General features: G+C 62.6%; 23 protein-coding genes. 7 read left to right on the top strand and 16 right to left on the bottom strand.

The window, feature by feature from the left end; translation table 11 throughout:
* Positions 1-3 precede the first annotated feature (3 nt).
* Genes VRS74_RS12240 through zwf form a run of 5 tightly spaced genes read right to left on the bottom strand, consistent with a single transcriptional unit; the run spans position 4 to position 7,618 of the window.
* Positions 4-2,781 carry a phosphoenolpyruvate carboxylase gene (locus VRS74_RS12240; protein WP_354145514.1) on the bottom strand — a complete coding sequence of 926 codons (2,778 nt, stop codon included), beginning with the start codon at positions 2,779-2,781 and terminating at the stop codon, positions 4-6.
* Entirely contained in the window at positions 2,778-3,392 is a 615-nt protein-coding gene (gene eda / locus VRS74_RS12245; protein WP_354145515.1) for a bifunctional 4-hydroxy-2-oxoglutarate aldolase/2-dehydro-3-deoxy-phosphogluconate aldolase, read from the bottom strand. Before eda ends, VRS74_RS12240 begins: the two co-directional genes overlap by 4 nt.
* Positions 3,389-4,375 carry a glucokinase gene (glk, locus tag VRS74_RS12250; RefSeq protein ID WP_354145516.1) on the bottom strand — a complete coding sequence of 329 codons (987 nt, stop codon included), beginning with the start codon at positions 4,373-4,375 and terminating at the stop codon, positions 3,389-3,391. Before glk ends, eda begins: the two co-directional genes overlap by 4 nt.
* The gene (gene edd, locus VRS74_RS12255; protein ID WP_354145517.1) at positions 4,372-6,177 is read right to left on the bottom strand and encodes a phosphogluconate dehydratase; all 1,806 of its coding nucleotides are present in this window, start codon (positions 6,175-6,177) and stop codon (positions 4,372-4,374) included. Before edd ends, glk begins: the two co-directional genes overlap by 4 nt.
* Positions 6,170-7,618, bottom strand: a complete 1,449-nt coding sequence (gene zwf / locus VRS74_RS12260) for a glucose-6-phosphate dehydrogenase (protein ID WP_354145518.1) — start codon at positions 7,616-7,618, stop codon at positions 6,170-6,172. Before zwf ends, edd begins: the two co-directional genes overlap by 8 nt.
* 126 nt (positions 7,619-7,744) lie before the next feature.
* Between zwf and VRS74_RS12265 the strand changes: the two genes are divergently transcribed.
* The 3 genes from VRS74_RS12265 (at position 7,745) to VRS74_RS12275 (ending at position 11,382) form a co-directional block, all read left to right on the top strand.
* Positions 7,745-8,767, top strand: a complete 1,023-nt coding sequence (locus VRS74_RS12265; RefSeq protein ID WP_354145519.1) for a LacI family DNA-binding transcriptional regulator — start codon at positions 7,745-7,747, stop codon at positions 8,765-8,767.
* Between the two features lie 72 nt (positions 8,768-8,839).
* Positions 8,840-10,156, top strand: coding sequence for an amidohydrolase family protein (locus tag VRS74_RS12270; protein WP_354145520.1), 1,317 nt, complete (start codon positions 8,840-8,842; stop codon positions 10,154-10,156).
* Positions 10,153-11,382 carry an amidohydrolase family protein gene (locus VRS74_RS12275; protein ID WP_354145521.1) on the top strand — a complete coding sequence of 410 codons (1,230 nt, stop codon included), beginning with the start codon at positions 10,153-10,155 and terminating at the stop codon, positions 11,380-11,382. Before VRS74_RS12270 ends, VRS74_RS12275 begins: the two co-directional genes overlap by 4 nt.
* 10 nt (positions 11,383-11,392) lie before the next feature.
* Here VRS74_RS12275 and rimO read toward each other — a convergent pair whose 3' ends face one another.
* On the bottom strand, positions 11,393-12,766 hold the full coding sequence (gene rimO / locus VRS74_RS12280; RefSeq protein WP_354145522.1) for a 30S ribosomal protein S12 methylthiotransferase RimO: 1,374 nt from the start codon (positions 12,764-12,766) through the stop codon (positions 11,393-11,395).
* 50 nt (positions 12,767-12,816) lie between these two features.
* Between rimO and VRS74_RS12285 the strand changes: the two genes are divergently transcribed.
* The gene (locus VRS74_RS12285) at positions 12,817-13,218 is read left to right on the top strand and encodes a hypothetical protein (RefSeq protein ID WP_354145523.1); all 402 of its coding nucleotides are present in this window, start codon (positions 12,817-12,819) and stop codon (positions 13,216-13,218) included.
* A gap of 124 nt (positions 13,219-13,342) precedes the next feature.
* Here the strand turns inward: VRS74_RS12285 and VRS74_RS12290 are convergent, their stop codons facing one another.
* The 3 genes from VRS74_RS12290 to serS are packed head-to-tail and all read right to left on the bottom strand — an operon-like array spanning position 13,343 to position 16,475.
* The gene (locus VRS74_RS12290; protein ID WP_354145524.1) at positions 13,343-14,416 is read right to left on the bottom strand and encodes a potassium channel family protein; all 1,074 of its coding nucleotides are present in this window, start codon (positions 14,414-14,416) and stop codon (positions 13,343-13,345) included.
* Positions 14,417-14,427: 11 nt separating this feature from the next.
* On the bottom strand, positions 14,428-15,195 hold the full coding sequence (gene surE, locus VRS74_RS12295; RefSeq protein ID WP_354145525.1) for a 5'/3'-nucleotidase SurE: 768 nt from the start codon (positions 15,193-15,195) through the stop codon (positions 14,428-14,430).
* Positions 15,195-16,475 (bottom strand): serine--tRNA ligase, encoded by a 1,281-nt coding sequence (serS, locus tag VRS74_RS12300; RefSeq protein WP_354145526.1) that lies wholly within the window; start codon positions 16,473-16,475, stop codon positions 15,195-15,197. The genes surE and serS overlap by 1 nt, the downstream gene beginning before the upstream one ends.
* A 127-nt stretch (positions 16,476-16,602) precedes the next feature.
* Here serS and VRS74_RS12305 point away from each other — a divergent pair, with 127 nt between their 5' ends.
* Positions 16,603-17,499 (top strand): IS481 family transposase, encoded by an 897-nt coding sequence (locus VRS74_RS12305; RefSeq protein WP_354145527.1) that lies wholly within the window; start codon positions 16,603-16,605, stop codon positions 17,497-17,499.
* Positions 17,500-17,579: 80 nt separating this feature from the next.
* Here VRS74_RS12305 and VRS74_RS12310 read toward each other — a convergent pair whose 3' ends face one another.
* The 7 genes from VRS74_RS12310 to VRS74_RS12340 all read right to left on the bottom strand — a co-directional run bounded on the left by VRS74_RS12310 (position 17,580) and on the right by VRS74_RS12340 (position 25,164).
* Positions 17,580-18,707, bottom strand: coding sequence for a cobalamin-independent methionine synthase II family protein (locus VRS74_RS12310; protein WP_354145528.1), 1,128 nt, complete (start codon positions 18,705-18,707; stop codon positions 17,580-17,582).
* Positions 18,708-18,761: 54 nt separating this feature from the next.
* Complete coding sequence (locus VRS74_RS12315) at positions 18,762-19,589, bottom strand: alpha/beta fold hydrolase (RefSeq protein ID WP_354145529.1); 828 nt, start codon at positions 19,587-19,589, stop codon at positions 18,762-18,764.
* 22 nt (positions 19,590-19,611) lie between these two features.
* Complete coding sequence (locus VRS74_RS12320; RefSeq protein WP_354145530.1) at positions 19,612-20,214, bottom strand: VOC family protein; 603 nt, start codon at positions 20,212-20,214, stop codon at positions 19,612-19,614.
* Complete coding sequence (gene wrbA / locus VRS74_RS12325; protein WP_354145531.1) at positions 20,215-20,817, bottom strand: NAD(P)H:quinone oxidoreductase; 603 nt, start codon at positions 20,815-20,817, stop codon at positions 20,215-20,217.
* A 15-nt stretch (positions 20,818-20,832) separates the two neighbouring features.
* On the bottom strand, positions 20,833-23,085 hold the full coding sequence (locus tag VRS74_RS12330) for a TonB-dependent receptor (protein ID WP_354145532.1): 2,253 nt from the start codon (positions 23,083-23,085) through the stop codon (positions 20,833-20,835).
* Positions 23,086-23,184: 99 nt separating this feature from the next.
* Positions 23,185-23,988, bottom strand: a complete 804-nt coding sequence (locus VRS74_RS12335; protein WP_354145533.1) for an IclR family transcriptional regulator domain-containing protein — start codon at positions 23,986-23,988, stop codon at positions 23,185-23,187.
* A gap of 3 nt (positions 23,989-23,991) precedes the next feature.
* A complete protein-coding gene (locus VRS74_RS12340; protein ID WP_354145534.1) occupies positions 23,992-25,164 on the bottom strand; it encodes a CaiB/BaiF CoA transferase family protein in 1,173 nt (390 codons plus the stop codon).
* A gap of 94 nt (positions 25,165-25,258) precedes the next feature.
* On the opposite strand from VRS74_RS12340, the gene VRS74_RS12345 reads away from it, so the two are divergent.
* Together VRS74_RS12345 and VRS74_RS12350 are read left to right on the top strand one after the other, a co-directional pair.
* Positions 25,259-26,047 carry a citryl-CoA lyase gene (locus tag VRS74_RS12345; protein WP_354145535.1) on the top strand — a complete coding sequence of 263 codons (789 nt, stop codon included), beginning with the start codon at positions 25,259-25,261 and terminating at the stop codon, positions 26,045-26,047.
* Positions 26,048-26,051: 4 nt separating this feature from the next.
* Positions 26,052-26,345 carry a DUF1330 domain-containing protein gene (locus VRS74_RS12350; RefSeq protein ID WP_354145536.1) on the top strand — a complete coding sequence of 98 codons (294 nt, stop codon included), beginning with the start codon at positions 26,052-26,054 and terminating at the stop codon, positions 26,343-26,345.
* The last annotated feature ends 374 nt before the right edge of the window (positions 26,346-26,719 follow it).

The raw sequence follows: 26,719 nt of genomic DNA on the forward strand, positions 1-26,719 counted from the left end.
CGCCTAGCCGTGCGCGCCGAATTCGTTGGCGATCGCGGTCGATAGCCGCAGGCATAGTGCATAGGCGCGCTCGATCGGATCGATATAGTCGCGCGCAATCGTGGCATAGCCTTCGCCGCTATTGTCGGGATAGTCGCTCGGCGCATTGACCTCGAAATCGGTGATCTGCGTGAAATGCGTCGGATAGGCGCGGCGCAATTGCGCCAGCGCGTCATCGATCCGCAGCGTGAAGACCATTTCCATCACGTCGTCGCGGCTGATGTCATTGGCGCGGCTGAAGGCAGGGATCGAGACTGCGCGCAGGAACATGTGCTGTAGCAGCGCCAGCCGGATCGCTTGCGCCACGCCGATCGTGCGGCGAACCGTCTCCCGGTCATCGAGCGGGTTTTCATTGGGGATCAGCGCCAGAAGGCGGTGCAGCTTTAGGGCATCAACCCTGAGACGCGAAGCTAGGCGTCGGAAAACGCCGGTCCGGTCATCCGTGGTGAGATATTCGGCCAGCGCTTCGCAGGCGTCTGAAAGATGGCTTTCGGTGCCACGATAGGGGCGGCTCGCCCAATAGGCGCTGTTGAACAGCTCGCCGAATGCGGCAACCGTCTTAATGCTGGCGAGCGCGTTGGAACTGCGCACCAGCCTGACCAGCTGGCGCCCGCGGGCGCTTTCAGTTAGCAGTGCGGCCAGTTCCTCGTAATTGCCGTCGGCTGCACTGCCGACACCGGCGATCACGTTCACCGGATAGCCGAGCTGTTGCAGGATCGCATTGTGCGGGATGGCGCGGATTTGCCGCAGGTTCATTCCGCGATCGGCGGCGATGTCGCTCTGGCGGCGCGACACGCGGCTGCCTGTGGGATTGAGCAGGCCCAGCCCGAAGGCAGTGAGCGCGCGCGAATAGGTCTGGCTTTCCAGATGCTTGCGCTGGTGGCTGCGGATCGCGCGGTAGAAATCGAGGCTGAGGTCGGTCCGGCGATAGAACGGATCGACCGGTGCATCGAGGTCGGTCTCCGCTGGGCGCAGCTCTGCGATCCGAGTCAGAGTGGCGCGCGCCAATTCTGGCGTAGCGAAGAAGAGATAGCCGTCGCCGCCCTGGAAGCTCACTTCGGGCTCGAGCGTGATCCCCGCGCGCAGGAAGCGCCGCTTTGCCCAGGGGCTAAGCGGCCAGGTCAACCGATCCTCGAAACTGTCGGGATGTGCGCCGCGCCCCATGCTTTCGCCATGGGTGTTGAAGATCAGCGCGGCGACATCGGTGAGGCCGTTTGCCACCATCGCTTCGCTCAGCCGTCCCTGCAGCCGCTCGATCGCGAGGCTTGCCGGGATCTGCCCGACAAATCGGCCCGCATCGGAAAACCCGGTCTGGATCGCCAGCCGCCCGCGCTGCCGGACATAGGCCTGATAGCTTTCCTCTGCGCACACGGCGTCGAGGAAGCGCCCGCCATGCTCCAATGCGCTTTCGGTTTCGAACAAGGGCGAGACGTCGACCTTGTCGTCGATCCCGAACAGCTTGGCGAAATAGAGCGCGGCAAGGATGGTCGAGGGCTGCTCGCACTCGGCAATCAACATGCGGATCGGCGCATCGGAATCCACATGCGCAAGGATCTGCGCCATTGCCAGGAACTGGCGGATCGCGGTCGAACTTTCGATCGCGAGCGCGGCGAAATTGCTGCGCAGCGGCTTCACTTCGGCCAGGATTTCACGCAGCGCCGCCATCGCGCCGCGGCTGGCCAGGTCGAGCGTGTTGTCGGGATCGATCCGGCGACGGATCGCATTGTGCAGCTGGCTCGAATTCACGCGGAAATGGATCCAGCCCATGCCCAATCCGTCCGCACGCATCGCGGCGGCGAGGGTCTTGAGCGCGATAGCGCGCTGGTCCGCTGCCTCTCGAGCCTCGGCTTCGAGCGCGTCGATCAGCGGCGCGAGGCTCAGAAGCTTGTTCGGATCGTCGGCGGTCAGGCGATTGGCAGCGCCGGACAATGCCTCGGGCGAAGTCAGGTCTTCCGCGAAATCGGCAGCCCGCGCTTCGGCATAGGCGAGCGCGCCGCGCAGATCGTTTAGCAGCGGGTGGTTCGCATCGATCGCTGCCAGCGATGCGGCATATCGCGCCAGCCGTTCGGCTTTCTCACCCAGGCGGAAGCCGATCGAATCGTACCATTTGATATCGGTGCGGCCGTCCATGTCGTAACCGACCCAGCTGGCAAAGCGGAACGGCAAGGGCTCAAGCTCGTGCCACTGCTCCGGCCAATGCGCCGCCGCATGCTCCAGCATTTCGCTGACGATCGCATCGCGGGCATCCTGAGCATGGGAGATCGCGCGCATCGCCCGGCCATGCTCGTATTTCAGCGTGATGGCGGGGCGCTCTGCGCCTGTGACGCAGGCATTGAGACCGATGTCGGCGCTGCTGCTCGCCGCGTCGGCGACTGCCGCGGACTGATCGGGCGTGAGCAGGAATGTGGGGTGGGCGGTGAACACGGCGTGGAGCTGCGGGCGTTCCCAGCGGGCGCGGAAGGCCGAGAATTCGCGCTCGGTCAGCGACATCTCCAACTCTCGCCGGTTGTCGATAATTGCGACCGGGGCGACCAGCCGCCGCAGTCGCGACGCCCGGCTTTGCATGCTTTCGCATTCGAGCTCGGCCACCAGCGCTTCGATTCCTGTCAGATCGAGTTCGCCGCCTTCAAGCTGGCGCGAGAGGTCCAGCCCGAGCTGGAAGACGGGATTGAACAGCGGTGTTTCCTGCGTCCTGTTATGGAGCTGGCCGAGCTGCTCGATCAGGGCGCCGACGCCGTTCATGACCATAGCTGGCTGGCCTCTCTTGCAAGCGCCTCCACGGCCGACCTGTCAGGCGCACCGCGCGGGCAAACCCAGCTGCCGCCAACGCACAGCACGGCCTCGTGCGCCAGCCATTCGGCGGCATTGTCGGGCCCGATCCCGCCCGTGGGGCAGAAACGCACTTGGCCAAAGGGCGCCGCGAGCGCTTTCAGCACTGGCAGGCCACCTGCCGCCATCGCCGGGAAGAACTTGAAGTGCGTCAGGCCCAGGTCGAGCCCGCGCATGATGTCGCTGGCGTTGGCGGTGCCCGGCAGGAAGGGCACTTGCGCTGCAATCGCGGCGCGCGCGAGCGGTTCGGTCAGCCCGGGGGAGACGACGAATTCCGCGCCCGCGTTTAGTGCGTCGTCGAGTTCCTTGGGGTTGGTGACCGAGCCCACGCCCACGACGGCTCCGGGCACTTGCTTCATCGCCCTGATCGCTGCCAATGCCGCAGGCGTGCGCAAGGTCACTTCGAGTGAACGCAGCCCGCCTGCGACCAGAGCTTCGGCCAGCGGAACCGCGTGCTCGACCTCGTCGATCACGATCACCGGGATCACCGGCGCAGTGCGCATGATGGTTTCGATGGGCTTCACTGGGCTGGTTTCCTGTGTTCAGAGGCATAGGCGGCCGCAGCACCGAACAAGCCTGGCTGCGGATGGACGATCAGCTTGACCGGGATCGAAGCCATCAGCTCCTGGAACCGGCCTTTGGCCTTGAATCGCTCGGCAAAGCCGGATTTGAGCAGGGTCTCGCGGATGCGGTATCCAAGGCCCCCGGCGATCACCACGCCGCCGAAGCCGCCCTGCGCCAACGCGATATCGCCCGCCACGCTGCCGAGCGACATACAGAAGCGGTCAACCGCAGCCGCGGCAAGGCTGTCGCTGCCGTCCTGGCCGCGGGTCCAGACGGCAATGTCGTCTTCATCGGCGACAGGCTTGCCCTCCATTGCCGCGAGCGTCTGGTAAATGTCGGAAATGGCGGGGCCAGCCACCACGCGCTCGACCGAAACGCGGGTGTGGCGCTTGCGAAGCCGGGAAAGGATCGCGTCATCTATCTGGTCGAGCGGGGCAAAATCGATATGTCCGCCCTCGGTGGCAGAGACGCGATAGGTGCCGTCCGGCTCGCGGTAGAGATGGGCCACGCCGAGGCCGGTGCCGGGGCCCAGCACGCTGAGTCGTCCGGTCGGGGCAAGCGGTTTGTCGGGTCCGGTAAGGTGGATGAACTGATTCTCATTTGCCCGCGCTACGGCATGTGCAACAGCCTCGAAATCGTTCACGATAGTGTAGCTGTCGACATCCAGCTTTTCCTTCACCAATGACGGGCGGATGATCCACGGGTTGTTGGTGAAACGGATCACTTCACCGCCAACGGGGCCGGCAATCGCCATGCTAACCGCGCGGGGAAGAGTGCCCCCCTGCCGGTCGCGAAAATCCTCCCACGCGGTCTGGAAGCTCGCGTGATCGACGGTGTGGAGCGTTTCGGGTTCGCCCAGCGTGATGCTGCCGTCATCCGCGATCGTGGCGATCGCGAAGCGGGCGTGAGTGCCCCCGATATCTACGGCAACGACCTGGGTCATAGCCCTGCGGTCGCCAGCATCGCGCTGCCGCCTTTCTCTGCGCCATCGGCCATATTGCGGAACATGGCGAAGATTTCGCGCCCTACGCCCGACGCGGGCGAGGGATCGGGTGCAGCCTCGCGCGCAGTAAGGTCGGCCGTGGTCGATAGCTCGCCGGTGGCAGCGCAGAGCCTTACGACATCGCCGTCGCGCAATTTGCTGAGCGGGCCACCGCCGAGCGCCTCGGGCGTGACGTGGATCGCAGCCGGAACCTTGCCCGATGCGCCCGACATGCGGCCATCGGTGACCAGCGCTACGCGATAGCCGCGATCCTGCAGCACGCCCAAGGGCGGGGTAAGCTTGTGCAGTTCGGGCATGCCGTTGGCGCGCGGGCCCTGGAAACGGACCACGACCACGACATCCCTGTCGAGTTCGCCAGCCTTGAATGCAGGGGCGACCGATGCTTGGTCTTCGAACACCCGGCACGGCGCCTCGATCGTCCAGCGCTCGCGCTCGACTGCAGAACTCTTGAAACAGCCGCGGCCGAGATTGCCCTGGACTAGCCGCATTCCGCCATCGGGCTGGAACGGATCGCTTGCCGGGCGCAGCATCTCGGTGTCGCCGCTGGCGCCGACTTCGCGCCAGACAAGGTCCTCGCCGTCGAGGCCGGGTTCGTTGGCATAAGCGGAAAGATCGCTCTCCCACACTGTCAGTATGTCGCGGTGCGCCAGCCCTTCGCTCAGCAGCTCGCCGATCACGTAACCCATGCCGCCGGCTTCGTGGAAATGGTTCACGTCGCCCGCGCCGTTTGGATAGACCCGCGCCACCAGCGGGACCACGCTGGAAAGTTCGCTCAAATCGTCCCAGTCGAACTGCACGCCCGCCGCGCGCGCCATCGCCGGGATATGGATTGCATGATTGGTCGAACCGCCGGTTGCGAGCAGGCCGATCGCAGCGTTGATGATCGCCTTTTCGTCGACGCATTTCGCCGTGGTCCGCTCGCGCGTGCCCGCCAGAGCGGCGAGGCGATGCACCGCAGCGCGGTCTAGCGCCTGGCGCAGTTTGGTGCCGGGCTGGATGAAGGCCGAGCCGGGTATGTGCAGCCCCATCATCTCCATCATCATCTGGTTCGAATTGGCGGTGCCATAAAAAGTGCAGGTGCCGGGCGAGTGATAGCTGCCCATCTCGCTCGCCAGCAACTCGTCACGCCCAACCTTGCCTTCGGCATAGAGCTGGCGAACGCGCTGCTTTTCCTTGTTGGCGATGCCGCTGGGCATGGGGCCGGAAGGCACGAAGATCGCAGGCAAATGGCCGAAGCGCAGCGCGCCGATCATCAGGCCTGGCACGATCTTGTCGCAAATGCCGAGCAGGGCCACGCCGTCATACATCGCGTGGCTGAGTGCGACCCCGGTCGAGAGCGCGATGACGTCGCGGCTGAACAGCGACAGTTCCATCCCGTCTTCGCCCTGCGTCACCCCATCGCACATAGCTGGTGTCGCGCCAGCGACTTGCGCGGTGGCGCCGACTTCGCGGGCATAGACCTTCATCCGTTCGGGATAGCGGCCGTAGGGCTGATGCGCGGAAAGCATGTCGTTGTAGGACGTGACGATGCCGATGTTCGGCCCGCGCCCGACCTTCATCGCGGCCTGGTCTTCGAGCGCACCGGCAAAGGCATGCGCAAGATTGGAGCAGGAGACCTGGCTGCGGTCCGGCGCTCGATCGGCTTCGCGCTCCATCAAATCGAGATAGGCACTGCGGGTGCCGCGCGACTTATCGATGACCCTTTCGGTGACCTTGGCAATGACGGGATTGAGCTCACTCATGCCAGCTCACTCCGTCGCGCTCTGCCAGCGCAATCGCGGCGCTCGGCCCCCAGCTTCCGGCGGTATAAGGCTTGGGCGCAAGCCCCTCGGCGCGCCAGCCTGCACGGATCACGTCGATCCAGCGCCACTGCGCCTCGACTTCGTCGCGCCGCACGAATAGCGTCTGGTCGCCTTCGATGAGGTCGAGCAGCAGCCGCTCATAGGCGATGCGGCGGTGCTGCCCGACGAAGGCGTCGGGCATGGAGATATCCAGCGGCACCTGGCGCAGGCGAATGCCTTCGCGATCGAGCCCGGGCACTTTCGACATCAGCGAGAGGGTGATGTTCTCTTCCGGCTGGATGCCGATGACCAGCCGGTTGGGCTGCATGGTCGCCCCCTTTCCTGCGAAGATCGAATGCGGCACGAAGCGGAACTGCACCACGATTTCGGTCACGCGCTGGGGCAGTCGCTTGCCGGTGCGCAGGTAGAAGGGCACGCCCTTCCAGCGCCAATTGTCGACATGCACCTTGATTGCGACGAAGGTCTCGGTGTCCGACGCCTTGCCGAGCTCCTCGTCATAGCCGGGCACGGCCTTTCCGCCGATTGCCCCGGCGCGATATTGCCCGGTTACGGTTTCGCCCGTGGCGACTTGGCGCAGCGCGCGCAGCACTTTCACCTTTTCGTCGCGCACGGCAGTGGCGTCGAAGCTGCCGGGGGGCTCCATTGCGACCAGCGCCAGCAGCTGCAGCATGTGGTTCTGCACCATGTCGCGCAGCGCGCCGGCATCGTCGTAAAACGCTACGCGACCTTCCAGCCCGACCGTCTCGGCAACGGTGATCTGGACATGGTCGATATGCGCGGCATTCCAGATCGGCTCGAACATGATGTTGGCGAAGCGCAGCGCCAGCAGGTTCTGCACCGTCTCCTTGCCTAGGTAATGGTCGATCCGGAAAATCCGGTCTTCCGGGAATGCGGCGGAAACCGCGTCGTTGATTTCGCAGCTCGAACCGAGATCCGTCCCGAGCGGCTTTTCTAGGCACATGCGGACATGCGCGCCGTCCAGCCCGGCGTGCTGCAGGCCCTTGATGGTCGGTTCGAACAGGCTTGGTGCAGTCGAAAGGAAGATCGCCAGCCCCTGCTTGGGTTCGCCGACCTTTTTCGCCAGCTCGTCATAACCGGCCAGCTGGGTCGCATCGAGCTGCTGGTACGACAGGCGGTTGAGGAAACCGGCGAGCCCGCCGCGCCGTTCGGCCGGCAGATACTTTTCAAGAGCTTCACGCGCGAAATTGCGGAACTCGTGATCCGACATATCGGAGCGCGCGGTACCGATGATCTTGAGGTCCGGATCGATCAGCTCGTCGGCATGGAGCGCGCAGAGCGACGGCAGCAGCATGCGCTGGGACAGGTCGCCTGTGGCGCCGAACAACAGCAACCGGTCAGCCGTAAACCCTGTCCCGGTCATCGAGGGAACCTCCATTTAAACGCTTCTCCCACGCGTGGTATCACTGGTGTCTAGCGCGTCGGGCAATTGTGGGCCATAGCGTCGCATAGCTATTCACGCGTCGTTTCGGGGCAAGGGATGAGGACCATGGACGCGCCGCGCAAACCAGTGCGGGTCACAAGTTTCGACGTCGCCGAGAAAGCGGGCGTCAGCCAGTCGACAGTGTCGCGTGCGCTGTCGGGCTCGTCGGAGATTACCGAAGCGACGCGGGTGCGCGTGCTCGAGGCCGCGCGCGAACTCGGCTATTTCGTCGACGAACGCGCTGCGCGGCTGCGGCGGGGGCATACCGGCACTCTGGCGACAGTGGTGATCTGCAAGCCGGGGCATAGCGCGAAGGACGTCAATCCTTTCTCCTATGCGCTGCTGGGCGGGATTTGCACCGCGGCGGCCGCGCGCGGGCTGGAAGTGCTGGTCTCGCTGCAGGCCGAGGAAGACCAGCTGTTCGGCCATTATGTCGAGCGCGGCCAGGCCGAAGGGCTGATCGTGATCGGCACCACTGCCAACCGCACCGCCTGGGACTTTTTCCGCGCAATTGGCGAAACCAGCCAGCCGGTTGCCTATTGGGGCTCACCCATGGGCGACCTCGACTGGGTCAGCTCGGATAATGAGGCAGGGGCAAGGCTTGCTGCCGAGCATCTGGTCGAGCGCGGTTGCACAAGGCTGGTGTGCATTGGTTCGCGCGGTTCGGTGCAGCGCCAGTTTGCCGAAAGGAGCGACGGTTTTCTCGCGCGCGCTAAAGAACTGGGGGTCGAAGCGAAGCTGTTCGAGATCGAACAGGGCAAGCTTCGCCGTGAGCAGGGCCGCCTTGCGGCCGAGGCGCTGCTCAAGGGCGATGAGCGTTTCGATGGTGTGTTCGCCGTGTGCGATGCGATCGCCTTTGGCGTGCTCGAAGCGTTCCATGCCGCAGGGGTAAGCGTGCCCGGCAAGGTGAAAGTGGTCGGGTTCGACGGGTTGCCCGCAGGCGAAATGAGCAATCCGCCGCTGACCACGGTCGAGCCCGACCTCGACCTTGCCGGTCGGCTGCTGGTGGAAGCTGTTACGACCGAAGGCGCCGAGCATCCGAGCGTACGGCGCGTGCCCGTGCGGCTGCTGGAGCGGGCAAGCACCTGAAATCATGAATGGAAAAGGGTTGCGTGACCGCCCATGCGGTGTCGCGCGGAAGCAGGGGAAGGCTACAGACTGATGGGGAATATGGGAACGAAGGGCCGGCGCCGCATGGCCCGGGCGGCACTGCTACTCGGTGCTGCCGGGCTCGCAAATGCGGCCATGGCGCAGGAGCGGCCGATCGCCTTTACCGATGCCACGATCCTGACAATGGCTGGCGAGCGGATCGAGAACGGTACGCTGGTGATCGCTGATGGCAAGATAGCGGCGGTGGGCGGGAATGTGGCCATTCCCGCCGACGCGGAGCGACGCAGCGCGGCAGGCAAGCTGATCATGCCCGGGATCGTCGATACCCATTCGCATATTGGCCAGGTCGCCGGCGCCGACCGGTCCGGCCCGATCCAGCCCGAAGTGCGTGCGATGGATTCGATCAACCCGATGGCCTCGAACATCGCCAAGGCGCGTTCGGGCGGAGTCACCACGGTCAATGTGATGCCGGGCTCGGGCCACCTCGTCAGCGGGCAGACCTTCTACATGAAGCTGCGCAAGGGCAATACGGTGGAGGATATCGCCTATCGCTGGGAGAACGGGGCTGCGATGGGTGGCCTCAAGATGGCCAATGGCACCAATTCGCAGCGCGGCGAAGGCGGATTTCCGGGCACGCGTTCGAAGTCCGCGGCGCTGCTGCGTACCGCGCTGACCGATGCGAAGACCTATTGCAGTGGGGACAGGAAAAAGCCCGATCTCGGCAAAGAGACGCTGTGCGAAGTGCTGTCGGGCAAGCGACTCGTGCATTTCCACTCGCACCGTGCCGACGACATCATGACGGTGCTGCGGCTCAAGCGTGAATTCGGCTTCAACGTGCTGATCCAGCACGGGATGGAAAGCTACAAGGTGGCAGGCGAACTGGTGGCCGCAGGCGTGCCGGTTTCTGCCATTCTGGTCGATTCGCCTGGCGGCAAGCTCGAGGCTCAGGGTGCGCGGCTCGATGCGGCGGGCGTTCTCGAAAAGGCCGGCGTACTTACTTCGCTCCATTCGGACGACGGGGTCATCGATTCGCGCATGATGTTCCGCCATGCGAGCATAGCGGTGCGAGCCGGGATGAGCCGCGAAGGGGCGCTGCGTGCGCTCACCATCAACGGCGCGCGCCAGTTGGGGCTCGATGACCGGGTCGGCTCGCTTGAGCCGGGCAAAGATGCGGATTTCCTGATCCTCAGCGGCGATCCGCTGTCGGTCTACACCCATGTGCTCGAAACCTGGGTCGAAGGCGAAAAGCTGTTCGATCGGACGCGTGAGCAAGACCTGCTGATGGCGACCGGTGGCTATGGCGCGGGCAATCCGATGGAGATGGCATATTACCACTGGGAGTTTGCGGAAGGGGAGGGCGCGCAATGAGCAAGTTTGTACATTTCGCCGCCGCTGCGGCGCTCGCTGTCGCCATTTCCGCACCCGCAACCGCGCAGGATGTCGCGATCCGCGGGGCGCAGGTCCACACCATGGCAGGTCCGGCGATCGAAAACGGGGTTGTCGTGATCCGCGGTGGCAAGATCGCCGCGGTCGGCCCTGCTGCGACCACGCCGGTCCCCGAGGGCATCGACGTGATCGAGGCTGCGGTTGTCACGCCGGGTCTGGTGGATGCGCGCAGCGTGGTGGGCCTTTCGGGCTTCCTCAACCAGCCGGACGACCAGGACCAGCTTGAAGAAAGCGCGCCGATGCAACCGCAGTTGCGCGCGATCGACGCCTATAATCCGGACGAGCGGCTTGTCGCTTGGCTGCGCGGGCTGGGGATCACCACGATCCACACCGGGCACGGGCCGGGCGCGCTCGTATCCGGCCAGACCATGGTTGCCAAGACTGTGGGACATACGGCGGATGAAGCGGCCATCGTCCCGGCAGCGATGGTCGCGGCCAATCTGGGCGAATGGGCGCTGGCCAATGGCGGGAAATCGCCCGGCACGCGCGCCAAGCAGATCGCACTGCTTCGCGCGGCGCTGCTGGCGGCCAAGACGCCTGACACCCCCGCAAAGGGTGGCAAGGACGGTGACAACGGCACCAAGCCTGCAGGTCTCGACACGCAAGTGCTGCGCGACGTGTTGGCGAAAAAGCTGCCCTTGATGGTGACGGCGCACCACGCGCAGGACATCATGAGCGCGCTGCGGCTGAAAGAGGAATTCGGCATCGACCTCGTGATCGATGGCGCATCCGAGGCCTATTTGCTGCTCGACCAGCTGCGCGAAGCGAATGTGCGGGTGATCCTGCACCCCACCATGGCGCGGCAATATGGCGAGCTGCAGAACGCCAGCTTCACCACGGCAGGGGTGTTGCGCGCGGCGGGGATTCCCTTTGCCTTGCAATCCGGCTTTGAAGGCTATGTCCCCAAGACGCGCGTCGTGCTGTGGGAAGCCGCAATCGCCGCAGCGAACGGCCTCGCGTGGCAGGACGCGCTGGCAAGCGTGACGATCGATGCCGCGCGCATCATCGGCGTGGGCCAGCGGGTTGGCTCGCTCGAAGTTGGCAAGGACGGCGACGTGGCGATGTTCGACGGCGATCCGTTCGAATACACCTCGCATGTCACAGGCGTGGTGATCGATGGCAAGGTGGTGAGCCGCACGCCGCAATAGCGGCGGCGTGTCAGGCGATCACGCCGAACAGGTCGTGGGCGTCGGCGTCTTCGACTTCGACGTTCACGATATCGCCTTGCTGGAGCGAAGCGGGCACGTTGCGAAGGTAAACCGCGCCGTCGATTTCGGGGGCGTCGGCCTGCGACCGCCCGGTCGCGCCGATGTCGCCATCCTCGTCAGCTTCGCCCACTTCGTCGATGATCACTGCTATCGTCTTGCCGATCTTCGCCTGCAGCTTGGCGGCGCTGATCCGCTCGGTCACTTCCATGATCCGCGCGTAGCGTTCTTCCTTCACCGCTTCGGGAACGGGATCCGGCAGGGCGTTGGCTGCGGCCCCTTCGACCGGCTCGAACCGGAAGGCGCCAACGCGGTCGAGTTGGGCATCCTCAAGCCAGTCGAGCAGGTAGCGGAAATCGTCCTCGGTCTCGCCTGGGAAGCCGACTACGAAGCTCGAACGCACGGCGATTTCGGGGCAGGTCTCGCGCCAGCTCTTCAGCCGTTCGAGCACCTTGGCTTCATTGGCCGGGCGCTTCATCGCGCGCAGCACCGATGGCGATGCATGCTGGAACGGGATGTCGAGATAGGGCGTCAGCAGTCCCTCCGCCATCAGCGGGATCACCGCATCGACATGTGGGTAGGGATAGACATAGTGCAGCCGCACCCACGGGGTGATGCCTTCGGGCGTCCTGAGCTGGCCCAGTTCGCGGGCTAGGTCGGTCATGTGCGCGCGGACGGGGTGCCCCTTCCACTCGCGCTCTTCATTCCGGATATCCACCCCATAGGCCGAGGTGTCCTGGCTGATCACGAGGAGTTCCTTCGTACCTGCGGCGACCAGCTTTTCCGCTTCGCGCAGCACCGCGTCGACACGGCGGCTGGCGAGTTTCCCGCGCAGCTGCGGGATGATGCAAAAGGCGCAGGAGTGGTTGCAGCCCTCGGAGATCTTCAAATAGCTGAAGTGGCGCGGCGTGAGCTTCACGTCCGGCTGCGGTATCAGGTCGATGAATGGACCCTGAGAAGGCGGCGCAGCCTCGTGAACCGCCTCGACCACCTGCTCGTATTGATGCGCACCGGTCACCGCGAGAACTTGCGGGTATTTCGCGCGGATCACGTCCGCTTCCTCGCCCATGCAGCCGGTCACGATCACGCGGCCGTTTTCCACGATCGCTTCGCCGATGGCAGCGAGGCTCTCTTCCTTGGCGCTGTCTAGGAAACCGCAGGTGTTGACCAGCACCACGTCGGCGCCGGCATAATCGGGGCTCATGGCATAGCCATCGGCGCGCAGCCGGGTGAGGATGCGCTCGGAATCGACCAGCGCCTTGGGGCAGCCGAGGGAGACCATGCCGACCTTCTTCTGGTCGGGGATCGAGGTGGTTGTCGCAGTCATGATTGCGCGGCCCTCTACACGTCGACGGGCGATTACGCTACCACCAAGCGATGCGGATCGAAATTGCCAGGCATGGAGCGGAAGAGCGGGTAGCGGTGGTGCGCGCCGATGGCAGCACCGCGCGGTTCCGCATCCAGCGCAAGGGCCCGATCTCGCATGACATCGTCCATTATTGCGTCGAATCCGCGCTGGGCATGCGCAACGGCTTCTGGGGCATGGTCGCAAGCGGCGAGGATCCCGGCGCGATCGCCGATCTCGCCAAGGTCGGAGGCCATGCCAGCGCCAAGCGGGTCGTTGCACCCGACGCGTCGCTGGTCGAACTGCTGCAGGCCGAACGATTGGTCGAATGCTTCGAGGCCGAGAGCTGGTCGGGCAGCGAGGACGATGCCGGGCTGCTCGCAATGGCCGAAGCGGGATGGGCCGCTAGCCATGTGCCCGCCCTAGATCTGTGAGGCGAGACGCTCGCTTCGGTCCGTGCGAAGCTGGCCGAACTTGGCGCGCGTTGGCTCTCGATTCCCGAAGGAGAGGCCCTGGTTCTCGACTGGAGCTGACGATTACTCCTGCCGGGATGGCAGCCTAGTTCGCGCCGTTTTGCGTAGGCACGATCTCTACTAGTATGTCGCCCGCCTTGAGATTCTGGCACTCGGTTTCCCAGAAGCCCAGCGCCCGTCCGTCGCGATAGATCCTGAGGCCGCGCCCGCCACTCTTCAGCGTATCGATTGCGCAGCCACATTCCTCTGCGGTGATCTCTCGCTCGACCAGTTGGACCCTGCCAGTGACCGATGCGAGGTCGGCGAGGTAGTCGGCGATATGCGCGCCGCGCGCGCTGCCAGCCAGCAGCAGCCCGGTGAATCGCACCGGGTTGATCACCGTATTGGCGCCAGCCTGCCGCGCCAGCGGTTCGTTGTCGTCGGCGCGCACCACCACGCTGATCGGCACATCGGGTGCCAGCGCGCGCACGGTTAGGACGATCAGGATCGAAGTGTCGTCCCGCCCTGCAGAAACCAGAACTCGCTCGGCTTTCCTGATGCGCACTGCCTCGAGCGTGGAATCGCGCGTGGCATCGGCGGCCATCACGTTGCAGCCCAGCGCTTCGGCTTCCGCAAGGCGTTCCTCGCTCGGGTCGACGACCACGATGTGGTTCGGCGGGATCCCGCGCTCGATCAGCTCGTGCACGCTCTCGGAGCCGGAAACTCCGGAGCCGAGAACGACGATATGCCCGGCGAGGTTTTCCTGGATCTGCTCCATCCGCCACTTCTCCCAGCTGCGCTTGATGATGAAATTATAGGCCGTGCCCACAAAAATGAAGAACACCGCAAATCGGATAGGCGTCACGATGATGGCTTCGATCATGCGCGCCCGATCGGTCACCGGCGCGATGTCGCCGAAGCCGGTGGTGGTGATCGAGATCATCGTGAAATAGACGATGTCTGAGAAACTTACATCGCGATCGACGCTGTCGCGCAGGCCCCCGCGGTCGAACCAGTGGATCATCACCACGAAGAAGACCAGCGCCAGCGCCAGCCCGATCCTTATGAAGAAATCGCCCCACACAGGCACCTTCACCGCACGGCGCAGCGGCATGAAGCGCTGCCCGCGGTAATGGCGCTGCGGCCTCGCGGGTACGACCTTGTCGATCTGCCTGGTCATTACCGACCAGCCTATCGACTGGCGAAGCGTTCGGCCAGTCCCGCCAGCGATGCGTGATGGGTCAGATCGAGCTGCAGCGGCGTGATCGAGACGTATCCTTCGGAAATCGCCTCAAGGTCGGTGCCATGATCAAGCGTGTGCTCGATCGCGTCGAGCCCGAACCAGTAGTAGCGCTGGCCGCGGGGATCGCGCCCTTCCACCACCGATGCGCGGGCATAATCGTGGAAGCCCTGCCGCACCACCCGCATGCCGCGCACCTCTTCGGGAGCAAGGCAGGGGAAGTTCACTGTCACCAGCGTGCGCGGTTCGAAAGGCGCGTCGAGCAGCGGCGCAATAACGCGCGGCGCCCATGCGCGCGCGGCGGCGAAGCGGTCACCCCATTCGGGGCGTTCCTGCTTCATCACCTGGCTCATGGCGATCGAGCGAATCCTGGCGAGCGCTCCCTCCATTGCGGCTGAAACGGTGCCGGAATAGGTGATGTCGTCGCCCAGATTGGCGCCAGCGTTGACCCCCGACAGGATCAGGTCGGGCGGCCCGTCCATGACCTGCTTCAATCCCATCGACACTGCATCGGTGGGTGTGCCTGTGACCGAAAAGCGGCGCTCGCCGTGCTTGCGCAGCCGCACGGGCATCGACAGCGTGAGCGAATGGCCCGCGCCGGTCTGATTGTCTGATGGGGCGCAGACCCACACGTCGTCGGTCATCTCGCGCGCGATCTCTTCGAGCAGCGCGATACCCGGCGCGTGAATGCCGTCGTCATTGGTTACCAGGATACGCATCAGGCCACGGGCTCCAGCTTGGTTACACCGCCCATATAGGGCAGCAGCACATCGGGCACCGCCACGCTGCCATCGGCTTGCTGGTAATTCTCGATCACCGCAACCAGCGTGCGCCCGACCGCCAGGCCCGACCCGTTGAGGGTGTGAACGAAGGCGGTCTTCTTCTTACCTTCGGGGCGATAACGTGCGTTCATCCGGCGTGCCTGGAACTCGCCGCACCAGCTGACCGAGCTGATCTCGCGATAGGCACCCTGGCCGGGCAACCAGACTTCGAGGTCATAGGTCCGCCGCGCACCGAAGCCCATGTCGCCTGTGCACAGCAGCACCTTGCGATAGGGCAGGCCGAGCGCTTCGAGCACGCCTTCGGCGCTCTTCACCATGTGTTCGTGCTCGTTCGCTGCATCTCCCTCGCGGCAGATGCTGACCAGCTCGACCTTTTCGAACTGGTGCTGGCGGATGAAGCCGCGCGTGTCCTTGCCCGCTGCGCCCGCTTCGCTGCGGAAGCAGGGGGTGAGCGCAGTCATGCGGATCGGCTGTGACAAATCGTCGATGATCTGCTCGCGAACGGCATTGGTCAGGCTGACCTCCGCTGTCGGGATCAGCCAGCGGTCGTCAGTCGTGCGGAAATTGTCCTCGGCGAATTTGGGGAGCTGGCCTGTGCCATAGAGCGATTCTCCACGCACCAGAAGCGGCGGCGCGCATTCGAGATAGCCATTCTCGCCGGTCTGCTTGTCGAGCATGAATTGCGCCAGCGCGCGGTGGAGCCGCGCCATCCCGCCGCGCAGGAAAGTGAAGCGTGCGCCGCTGATCATCGCGCCGGTTTCGAAATCCATGCCGAGTGCGGGCGCTATATCGGCATGTTCGCGCGGGGTGAAATCGAACTGCGGCTGCGCGCCCCAGCGGCTCACTTCGACATTGTCGTTCTCGTCCGCGCCCTCGGGCACATCGTCGGCGGGAAGGTTGGGGATCGCCGCAAGCAGGTCATCGAGCTGGCGGTCAGCCGCACGGCCGGTTTCTTCCAGCGCGGGCAACACGTCCTTGAGATCGGAGACTTCAGCCTTGAGTGCCTCTGCCGTTTCCTTGTCGCCCTTGGCCATGGCCTGGCCGATCAGCTTGGAGGCTTCGTTGCGACGGTTCTGCGCTTCCTGCAGCCGCGTGGCGGCAGCACGGCGCACCTCGTCGGCAGCGAGCAGGTCGGCGGCCAGCGGTTCCAGCCCGCGCTTTGCCAGCGCGGCGTCGAAGGCCTGGGGGTTCTCACGGATAAAACGGATGTCATGCATGGCCAGCGCCTATGCACGTTCGGCCATTTCATTTCCAGTGGGGCATTTTCTCGGTTCCAAACTGTAGCCATGCCGTGACTCGCGAGACACCTTTATGATTGCCCTGATTGGGCAGGAGGTGTTTTGAATGACGAAGGAATGTCAACGCGAGGTTCAGCGTAAACTGCGGGTGCTCCGGCACGCCAAGCGCACAGGTCAGGTAGCAAAGACCTGCCGCTACTTTGGCATTGGCCGGGCCAGCTTCTACAGGTGGAAGCGTGCCTACGAGCGCGACGGTGAAGCTGGACTGGCCAATGCCAAACCCATCCCAAAAATGTCACCCAACCAGACGCCACCAGAAGTCGAGGAGAAGGTCCTCCATCTGCGAAGGAAGTACCACCTCGGGCCCGAGCGGATCATGTGGTACATGGCGCGCTATCATGCCGTCAGCATGTCGGATGCAACCATCTATCGCATCCTCAAGCGGCACGGACTGAACCGCCTCCCGCGCGGCACGCGGGTGCGCAAAATACATACCAAGCGGTATAACAAGCAGGTGCCGGGTCACCATATCCAGATGGACGTCAAGTTCCTGACTTTCATTGGAAAGAAGGGGCAGAAGATCCGCCGCTTCCAGTACACCGCCATCGACGATGCAACCCGCGTACGCGCGCTCAAAGTTTACAAGAGGCACACCCAGGCCAACGCCATCGACTTCGTCAATCACATCATCGACAAGTTCCCCTTCCGTATCCGCGAAATCCGGACCGATAACGGGCATGAGTTCCAGGCAAAGTTCCACTGGCATGTCGAGGACCTCGGCATCCGCCACGCCTATATCAAACCCAGCTCGCCCCAGCTGAACGGCAAGGTCGAGAGATCACATCGCTCAGATCAACAGGAGTTCTACCAGCTGCTAACCTACAAGGGTGACGTCGATCTGGAAGAACGGCTCGACGAATGGGAGCGCTTCTACAACTTCCATCGACCGCATGGCGCCTTCAAAGGTAAAACCCCTTACGAAGCCCTCCGCGAAAAGCTATGAAATGATGTCCGCCGTGTCTCGCCGGTCACCCGATGCTACAACATGAAGATGGAATTCATCGTTCGGCGGAACCGATAGTGTCAGAAATATTGCTTTGAAGCGATAGAAGCGCCTTCAGACAAAGCGGCTAGCTTCGCCCACACAATTTCCGGATCGAGCGAATTGCTGCCCGCGTGGACTGAAAAACCGCAATCGACACCGGCCATGATCCGCTCGCAACCGAGCCGATCTGCGTAGCGCCCGATCCGCTGCGCGATAAGGTCGGGATGCTCGATATAGGGGCTTTGCGGCTCGATCATGCCTGGGCACAGGATTTTGCCGTCAGGGAGGGGATGATCCCCAAAGAAGGCAAACTCATGCGCGTGGCGCGGATTTGCTCCTTCGAGCAGAACGGTCTGAGGCTTGGCCCGCCAAACGATATCTGCGATCTCGCCCAGTGCGACATCGCAATGGTGCGGCCCCGGATAGTTACCCCAGCACAGGTGCATCCGGCACTGCTCGGCGGGAATATTCCGCAGGGCATGGTTGAGCGCCGCAATATTCATTCCGATCCGTTTGCGGAATTCGTCCAGCGAAAGCCCTGTGAATTGGACATGCCGCCCCATCGCGAGGTCTGGGCAGTCGACCTGCAGGATGATGCCTGAGTTCGCGATGGTCTCGTATTCGTGGCGCAGCCCCTCTGCGAGCGCGAACACATATTCCTCGTCGCTGGCATAATACTGGTTCGGGAAGAATAGCGCAGTCACGCCGGGCGACGCTGCCGACATGAAGGTCGCGTGCCCACCGGCGAGGCGTTGGAGCCGCTCGGCATCGATCCGCGGTGCTTCCATGTCGATGACTTCGATCTGCGCCGTGCAGGCTGGCGCTGAGCGCTTGGCACGCCCCTTGTTGCCGAATACTTGCGCCTTGGCGCCCGGAAAATCCTCCAGGTCCTGAAACTCGTACTGACCCGCCTCGCCGCCAAAGCCTGACAGGCGATGCTTGATATAGGTGGCATAGCTGGGCTTCGACATCTCGCCATCATTGATGACATCGATTCCTGCCTGCCTCTGTCGGGCAACCACTTCGGCGGTTGCCCGCTCGACCGCCTCATCCAAAGCTGCCTGCGATAAGTCCTCGCCGGCTTCGCGCGCGAAGATCAAGCCGAGCAGGTACTCGGGTCGCGGCAGGCTGCCGACGTGAGATGTGAGGAAACGGTCATTGCTCATCCGGCATACTTTCGTCGCATCGTCCTCGAAGTATCGAGGCGGGTTCACCATAAGTCACGCCCTGCGCGTCGCGGCATCGCACCTAAGCAGAAAATCCATGACAGTCCGATTGAAACTTTCGGGGTTATCGAGATTGGCGAGATGCCCGGCGGATTCCACCAATGCGTAGCTACCGCGCGGGGAAATATCAGCCAACGCTTGCGCACATTCACGTCGCCACTGGCTGTCGCGAGCCCCAGTCATTGCCAGAAGCGGCATAGGTAAATGCGCCAATGCATCGCGCGGGACTCCGCGAAGGCTCGACGGAGCCAACAGGTCACGCCCCTGATAGTCGGCGAGGATACGATCAACCAGCGCACTGGTGGCAGGGTTCTCATGACTCATCAGCTCGTGGCGAGACCAGTCAGCACGCATCGTATCCATGTTTCCGGCACGGGCAAGTGCTTCATATCGATCGAGATCGATCACCTCGTCGCGCTGGACAAGTGAAGGGATTGGGGCGCCTGAAACCACCAGACTGCCAATCCGCCAACCATTTCGGTGCGCACAATCGAGCGCCACCGCAGCACCTTGCGACAGGCCCAGCAGTGAATAACGCTCAAAACCGAGGAAATCGGCGATACGTTCGACATCCTCGGCTTCCTTCGTCAGGTCGGGCGGAGCAGTCGAGCGCCCAAATCCGCGCCGATCGGGGATGACCAGCAAGAAATCCCGTCCCAGTTCGTCGACCTGCGGGAGCCACATCCGCCAGTCGAGCGTCCAGCCGTGCAGAAGGATCAGCGGCGGCCCCTCACCGGCCATGAGAATGGGCACGATACCGTCACTGACATCGACCTCGCCATGCCACAACTGGTCGGCGAATTGCTGGGGGGCATCGATCATCGACAATGCCCCCATGGCGGTTTCAGGCGGCTTCGGCAGCCCGGAACGGATTGTTGTTGTGGTGATCCCCTGCCAGCCAGCGCTTCAGCTCCGAATGTGCATTCGCGCGGCGTTCGGTATCCAGCGGCTCCGCGCGTGGATCGTCATGCGTGAATTCGAGGATCATTCCATTCGGATCCTTTACGTAGAGCGAGCGACAGTAGCCATGCTCGAGTACATAAGTATCCGGTTCCTGAATTCCGGCAGCCTGGATCCGCTTTTGCAGCTGCGCCTGCCCTTCGGCATCAACATGCAGCGCGATATGAATAAAGGGCGATTCCGGCATGTCCGGGCCGAACTCGGCCTGATCTTCGGGATCGGCGAACTGGAAAAAGGCCAGCGCACTGCCGTCGGCGAGCTCGAAGAACACGTGGCAATAAGTGCGTTCCTTGCCGAACAACTCGTCCTTCTCGCAGTAAGTCGCCATCAGCGGGAACCCGAGCACGTCTTCGTAGAAGGCGCGAGTGGCCTCGAGATCCTTCGTCACATAGGCCGTGTGATGCAGGCGGTTCGCCAGGATTTTCTGCGACATGTCTTTCCTCTCTTGCTCAGTCTGTTGCGGCCCGGACCCGAAGGGCCGCTGCAATCATGCTGCCAGTTTGGCGGCGATTTCGGCTACGTGGCGGCCCTGGAAGCGTGCCCCGGCGAGTTCGTTCTCGCTCGTCATGCGGCTGCCATCGGCGCCCGCCAGCGTGGTGGCACCATAGGGCGTTCCGCCACTAATTTCACCCATCTCGCTGTTGCCCGTAAAGGTATAGGGCAGCCCCACAATCACCATCCCGTGGTGGAGCAGAGTGATGTGAAACGAGGTAATCGTCGTTTCCTGCCCGCCGTGCTGGCTGGCGGTGGAGCAAAACACGCTACCAACCTTGCCGACCAGCTTGTTTTGGAACCATAGCCCGCCGGTCTGGTCCAGGAAGTTGCGCATCTGCGCCGCCATGTTGCCGAAGCGGGTAGGCGTGCCGAAGATGATCGCGTCGTAATCGGCAAGTTCCTCGGGCGTGGCGATCGGCGCCGATTGATCGAGCTTGATACCCGATGCCTGCGCCACATCGTCCGGCACCAGTTCGGGGACGCGCTTGATCGCAACTTCGGTGCCCGCGACACTGGCAGCGCCTTCGGCAACCGCCGCAGCCATGGCTTCGATGTGGCCATAGCTTGAGTAGTAGAGCACGAGCACCTTGGTCATGTCAGCCTTTCCTCCTTAGAACTCGTAACCAATATCAAGCCCGTAACGGCGCGGGCGCGCCTTGAACACGAAGCCGCCTGGCGAGAATTCTGCGTTGTACTTCTCGTTGAACAGGTTGGTGGCAAAGCCATGAATGCTCCAGCCATTGCCCTTGATGCCCGCCCGCACGTCGACGACCTCGACCGGCTCACGCACGGTGCTGTTGTAAACATCCCACCAGGTGCGCCCGGTCCGGCGATAGTCGACCCTGAACAGACCTTCGATATCGTCCGTCAAGTCAGGCGTGAACTGCGCGCCAAGATTGAGCGTCGAACGCGAAATGACAGGCGCTTCGTTACCGATGGCTGCGGGATCGTCGAACTTCTTGATCTCGCTGTCCGTCACACCCCAGGCGACGTTGAACTGTACATCGTCGACCGGGCGATAGTTCGCTTCGAGTTCAAACCCTTTGAGGCGCACTTCGGGTACGTTGCCGAGGTTTTGGGTCGAGTTGGCATATAGGTATACGAAGAAATAGGAGTTCTCCGATTTCGTCGTGTAGACTGCGCCATTGAGAGTCAGCTTGCGATCGAGGAATTGCGACTTGAAGCCGGCCTCGAAAGTATCGGCCGTTTCTGCCTCGAAGATGTCATTTACGCCGACAACGCCGTTGCTCGCCGCAACTACACCGACACCGGTCTGGTTGAAGCCACCCGAGCGGAAGCCGCGCGAGTAGCCACCGTACAGCGTGACGTCAGTGGTTGGCTTGTAGGTGAGCGAAATCTTCGGCTGCCAGTCATCGAACTTCTTCGTACGAACGTCGCCAAATGCGCTGAGTGGCGCATTGAACAGGCTCGCAATATAATTGATGTAGCCAAGCCACGCGTCCGGCGTTTTGGTCGTGTTTTTCCGGCGATCGTGGTCATAGCGCAGCGATGCATCGACCCGAAGGGCATCGCTGAACTGGTAGCCGAGGTTGGCGAAAATCGACCATGCGAAGTTGTCCTGGCGGTCCGACAGGAACGAATACTGCGGGTTGGCCGGATTAGTCGTGGGCTCCCGATAGACAGGGAAAACACCCTGGCCGAGGTCAAGCATGTTGCCTGTCGAAATGAAACGGTTCGTATCGATCAAGTAGCCACCGAACATCCAGAACAGGTCCTGGTTCGCAGGGCTCTCGAACCGCAGTTCCTGGCTCAAGGCCTTCACATCGAGAAACTGGCTCTGGTTGAGATCGTTACTGCCGCTGAAGCAGGGATCTGATGCTTGTGCGCAGAACGCTTCGTCCCTCGGAAGGAAGTCGAAGGCATCACCGGTGATGATTTCGCGCACAGTGTCATAAGACGTGATCGAGGTGACGGTGAAGCTGTCGGTCTCGTAGGACAGCTTGCCCGAAACATTGTAGATGTCGCGATCGTTCTGCCCGGCGTTGTTGACGCGCACCGGCAAGCTGGTGTCGTTCACATCGGCGACGATATTGTAATAGAAACCCTGCGTGCGCAGCTGGTCCATCGAGGCTCGCAGGTCGAATTCCAGCCCGCCACCTAGGTCGAACAGCAGGTTCCCGCGGAGCGAGAAGTCTTCATAGGGATCGGCATCCTCTCCGAGGTACGGGTTGCGGATGTATCCATTGGTGTCTTTGTAGATCCCGGCGACGCGGAACTTCACGCTGTCGCTCACCGGGCCGCTGACGCCCGCGTTAATCGAATAACCGAAGCCGTTGTCGATACCGACCTTGACCTTGCCTTCAAAGAAGTCGCTCGGCTGCTTGGTGGTGATGATGATCGCGCCACCGATCGCGTTGCGGCCATAGAGTGCGCCCTGCGGCCCCTTGAGCACTTCGATCTGCTGGATATCGAACATGTCCTGGTTGAACTGGGCGGGGTTCACCTGTTGAACCCCGTCAACAACCACGGACACCGAGGGCTCGCTGTTGCGGGCCTGCGTGATGCCGCGAATGATGATGAAGGCATTACCCGCGTTCTGGGTTTCGACCAGGTTCACGTTCGAGGTCAGCTCGATGAAGTCAGCCGGCCGTTCGATGCCCGCGTTCTCGATGGTCTGGGAGGTGAAGGCGGTGATCGCCGCCGCGGTATCCTGCAGACTTTCGTCGCGGCGCAGCGCGGTGACGATGATTTCGTTCCCACTCGCCTGTTCGTCGCTGTCTGGCGTTGCCGAATCCTGTGCATAGGCCGGAGCTGTCGTTGCCGAATCCTGTGCATAGGCCGGAGCTGTCGTTGCCGCGGCGACCGCCAGAACGCTCGCGAAAGTCGTGCCAAGAGTTCTCATATCATCTCTCCCTTGAGGGCTTGCAGGCGCGTTTTCGGCCTATTGTAGCTTCCCCTAATTACTTCGCAATACGAAGTCAACTTCGATATACGAAATTTCCTATTCCTGATGTAGCGAGGCCGCCAGAGCGGGCCATTGCCGCAGCGCGGCCTCGATCTCGCCCGCCGCATTTCGCAGCAATGGCAAACGAGTGCGCACCAGCTCGTCCTGTGAAATGCGCGTGGTGGATGTCGAACAGTTGATTGCCGCGATCACATTGCGGCTCCGGTCGAAGATCGGGATTGCAATCGAGACGATGCCGTAGTCGAGCTCGTCGAGCGCCGAGTCATAGCCCCGCTCGCGGATCAGCTGGAACCTGGCTTCGAGTGCGTCAGCGTCGATGAGGGTGCGTTCAGTGAACCGCTGCAACCTGGCGCCCTTCACCAGCTCAGCCCGCGTCGGCGCATCGAGAAACGCCGCCAGCACCTTGCCCATAGAGGTCGCGTGAAAGGGATAGCGCGTGCCGACATTAGTCTGCAGCCTGAACCGGCGATCGGTCGAAACATGGGCGATGTAGAGAATTTCGTCACCCGAGAGCACAGAAAGCGAAGCGCTGTCTCCGGTCTGGTCGCGCAGATGCTGCAGGCCTGGCAGACAGACATGTTCGACATGCATCGACGACAGGAAAGCCGAACCGATCGTCAGGACCTTGGGGCGCAGCAGGAACTTGCGCTCGTGCTTGCCCATATAGCCGAGTTCTACCAGCGTATTGAGACAACGCCTGGCGACGGCCGGGTTAAGTCCGGTCTTCGCCGCAACTTCGCTCAGTGTCATTTCGGAATGGTCTTCGTCGAAGGATTTGAGCACGCGCAAGCCTCGCTCAAGCGTCGACAGGAATTCCGGATCCTTTCCCTCCCCGGGCATGCCTCAGCCCCCCCCGCCAGCACGAGCGGGCACGGGTTCTTCTCGCGCCACCGAGGCGCGGATTTCAGCGTCGTCTGCGCCCAGGACCGGCGGCGCCTTGACCGCGGACATGCGTTCTCCGTCGAAAGAGAGGGGAGAGCGGATTGTGCGGAACTCCCCATGGGGGCCAGCCGGGTCGCGCACTTCGATTCCGAGTATCTTCGCTTGCTCGCATTCCAGGACTTCCTCTGAAGTGCGGACTTCCGAATTCGGCACTTCAAGGCGGGTCAGTTCCGCGACCCAATGTGCGCGGTCATTTGTCGCGAAGATCGGCGCAAGGAACGCCACGACATCCTCGTAATGGCCTATGCGCGCCTCGCGGCTTTCGAACGCCGGAAGCTGCAGCATGTCTGGCCGGCCCACTGCGGTCGCCAGATTTTCCCAGAATTTCGGCGGGGAAGACATGTGCAAGGCCAGCCACTTTCCGTCCGCGCATTCGAAGACATAGCTCTGTGAGACATGCGGTCGGCTGTAGGGGCCCATCACTTCATCAACCGATAACAGGTGGGTAAAATCGTCAAGGTTGAAATGGCACATTGCCTCGAACATCGACGTTTCGACGACGCGCCCCTTCCCGGTGGCATGGCGCTCGTTGAGAGCTGCGAGGATGCCGAGAGCTGTATAGAAGCCCGTCATGGCATCGGCGATCGCCGGGCCGACCACTCGCGGATGCTCAGGATTGACCAGCAGGCGCAAGAAACCGCTCGCCGCTTGTGCGACGGTGTCGAAGGCAGGCCGATCGCGGTCAGGCCCGTCTGCACCGAAGCCGGAGATCGAAGCGTAGATCAAAGATGGGTTGATCGCCTGCAGCCGTGCCGCGTCGACATTGAGCCGGTCGGCCACGCCAGGCCGAAAATTCTGGATGAACACGTCCGCTCTTTCGACCAAGCGGTCGAGCAGGGCCAGGTCATCGGGCTGCTTGGGGTCGATGGTAACCGACCGCTTGTTCCGATTATAGGTCTGGAAATGCGGGCTGTAGAGGCCGCCCTTGAACGAGCGGAACGGATCGCCTGTGCCGGGTTGTTCGATCTTGAACACATTCGCGCCCAGATCCGCCAACAGCATGCCGGCCGCAGGCCCGGTGATAAACGTGCCCATTTCAAGCACAGTTACGTTCTGCAGCGGCCTCGCAGTCATCTCTCTCTTCCTGTATAATCCAGCGCGATCTTGACATCGTCATATATTCTTCGAATAACGAAATCAACTTCGTAATTCGAAAAAGGACGCGGCGATGCGAATCGGTAAGCAAGACAACGCCACCACTTCGATCTGCACATCCGATGCGACAAGCATCACTGTGCGCGGGATGGACCTGTGTAGCGAGGTGATCGGCAAGGTCGACTTCACCAGTTATTTCTGGCTCCTCGTCACCGGTCAGATGCCCGATGAAAGGCAGAAAGTGCTCGCAGATGCGGTGCTTTGCGCGATTGCCGAGCATGGCCTCGTGCCGAGTGTCGTTGCAACAAGGATGACCTTTGCCGCTGCTCCAGAGGCTTTTCATGGCGCGGTAGCCGCGGGCTTGCTCGGCTGCGGGTCCGTCGTTCTGGGTAGCGCGGAAGTGGCAGGCAAATTCTACGCCGAATGCATTGCTCGCGCCGAAGCGGATGGCATGACCTACGAAGAATCGGCCAAGATCGGAATCGCAGCATTGCGTGCCGAGAAGAATGCCATTCCAGGCTTTGGGCACCCGCAGCATTCTGGAGGCGATCCGCGCGCCCACCGGCTCTTTGCCATCGCGCAAGAGCAAGGCACCGAAGGCAAGCACATGAAGATGCTGCGCGCGATTGAAGCAGTCTTGCCGGAGGCGATCGGGCGCTCACTGCCGATCAACGTCAATGGCGCGATCCCTGTCGTCATGCTCGACGCGGGTTTTCCGCTGGCCGCGCTCAAAGGCATTTCGCTCCTCGCACGTACTGCCAGCCTGATCGCGCATCTCCAGGAAGAGAGCGAACGCCCAATCGGCTTCATCATGAGCGGGGCGGCTGCGGCGCGGATCGAATTCGAACCGATGGAGGCCTAACCCCGTGTCTGCCTATCTTGTTGCCTGCTATGACATCACGGACGAAGAGGGATATGCGCCCTATCCCACGGCCGTTGCCCCTACACTCGTCCCCTATGATGGCGAACTGATCGTCGCTGATTTTGCGAGCGAAAGATTCGAAGGGGAGCCTCGAAAAGTGACGGTGATCGTCAAATTCCCTTCAAAGGGGGCCGCGCGCAGCTGGTACGCTTCGCCCGAATATCAGCGTGTTCTGCCACTTCGCCGAGATCACAGCGAAGGCGAAGCAGTCATCGTCAATGAATGGGTCACTGGCTGAACTGTATGATCAGTTAGTTGCCGTAGATGCTCCACTAACACTTGTTCATCCCAAGAGATTGCGTACGTCCGCTACTGGGTCGTTAGCGGCTGGTCAGCTTTCGGACTTCACGAGGGATTAGCCGACAGTCGGTTTTCAGGTTGCTCTGTGAGGCATGAATTAGGCCGCTCATGGGGTGGAAAACCGACATTGACGAACGCTCAAGCTTGTTTCTGGAACTGGGGTGGGTTGCGGAGGCTAACCGTCCGTGGAATAGTTTGCGATGTTGCGAACGAGGACCATCGCTCAATACCGGTTTGAACCGCCCCGGGATTGCCGGAGGCCATTTGGTTTGAATTATGCCGCCATGGGGGTGTCGTCCAGCATGGCGTAGT

The sequence above is a fragment of the Altererythrobacter litoralis genome (genome assembly GCF_036324225.1).
Lineage (GTDB): Bacteria > Pseudomonadota > Alphaproteobacteria > Sphingomonadales > Sphingomonadaceae > Erythrobacter > Erythrobacter litoralis_A.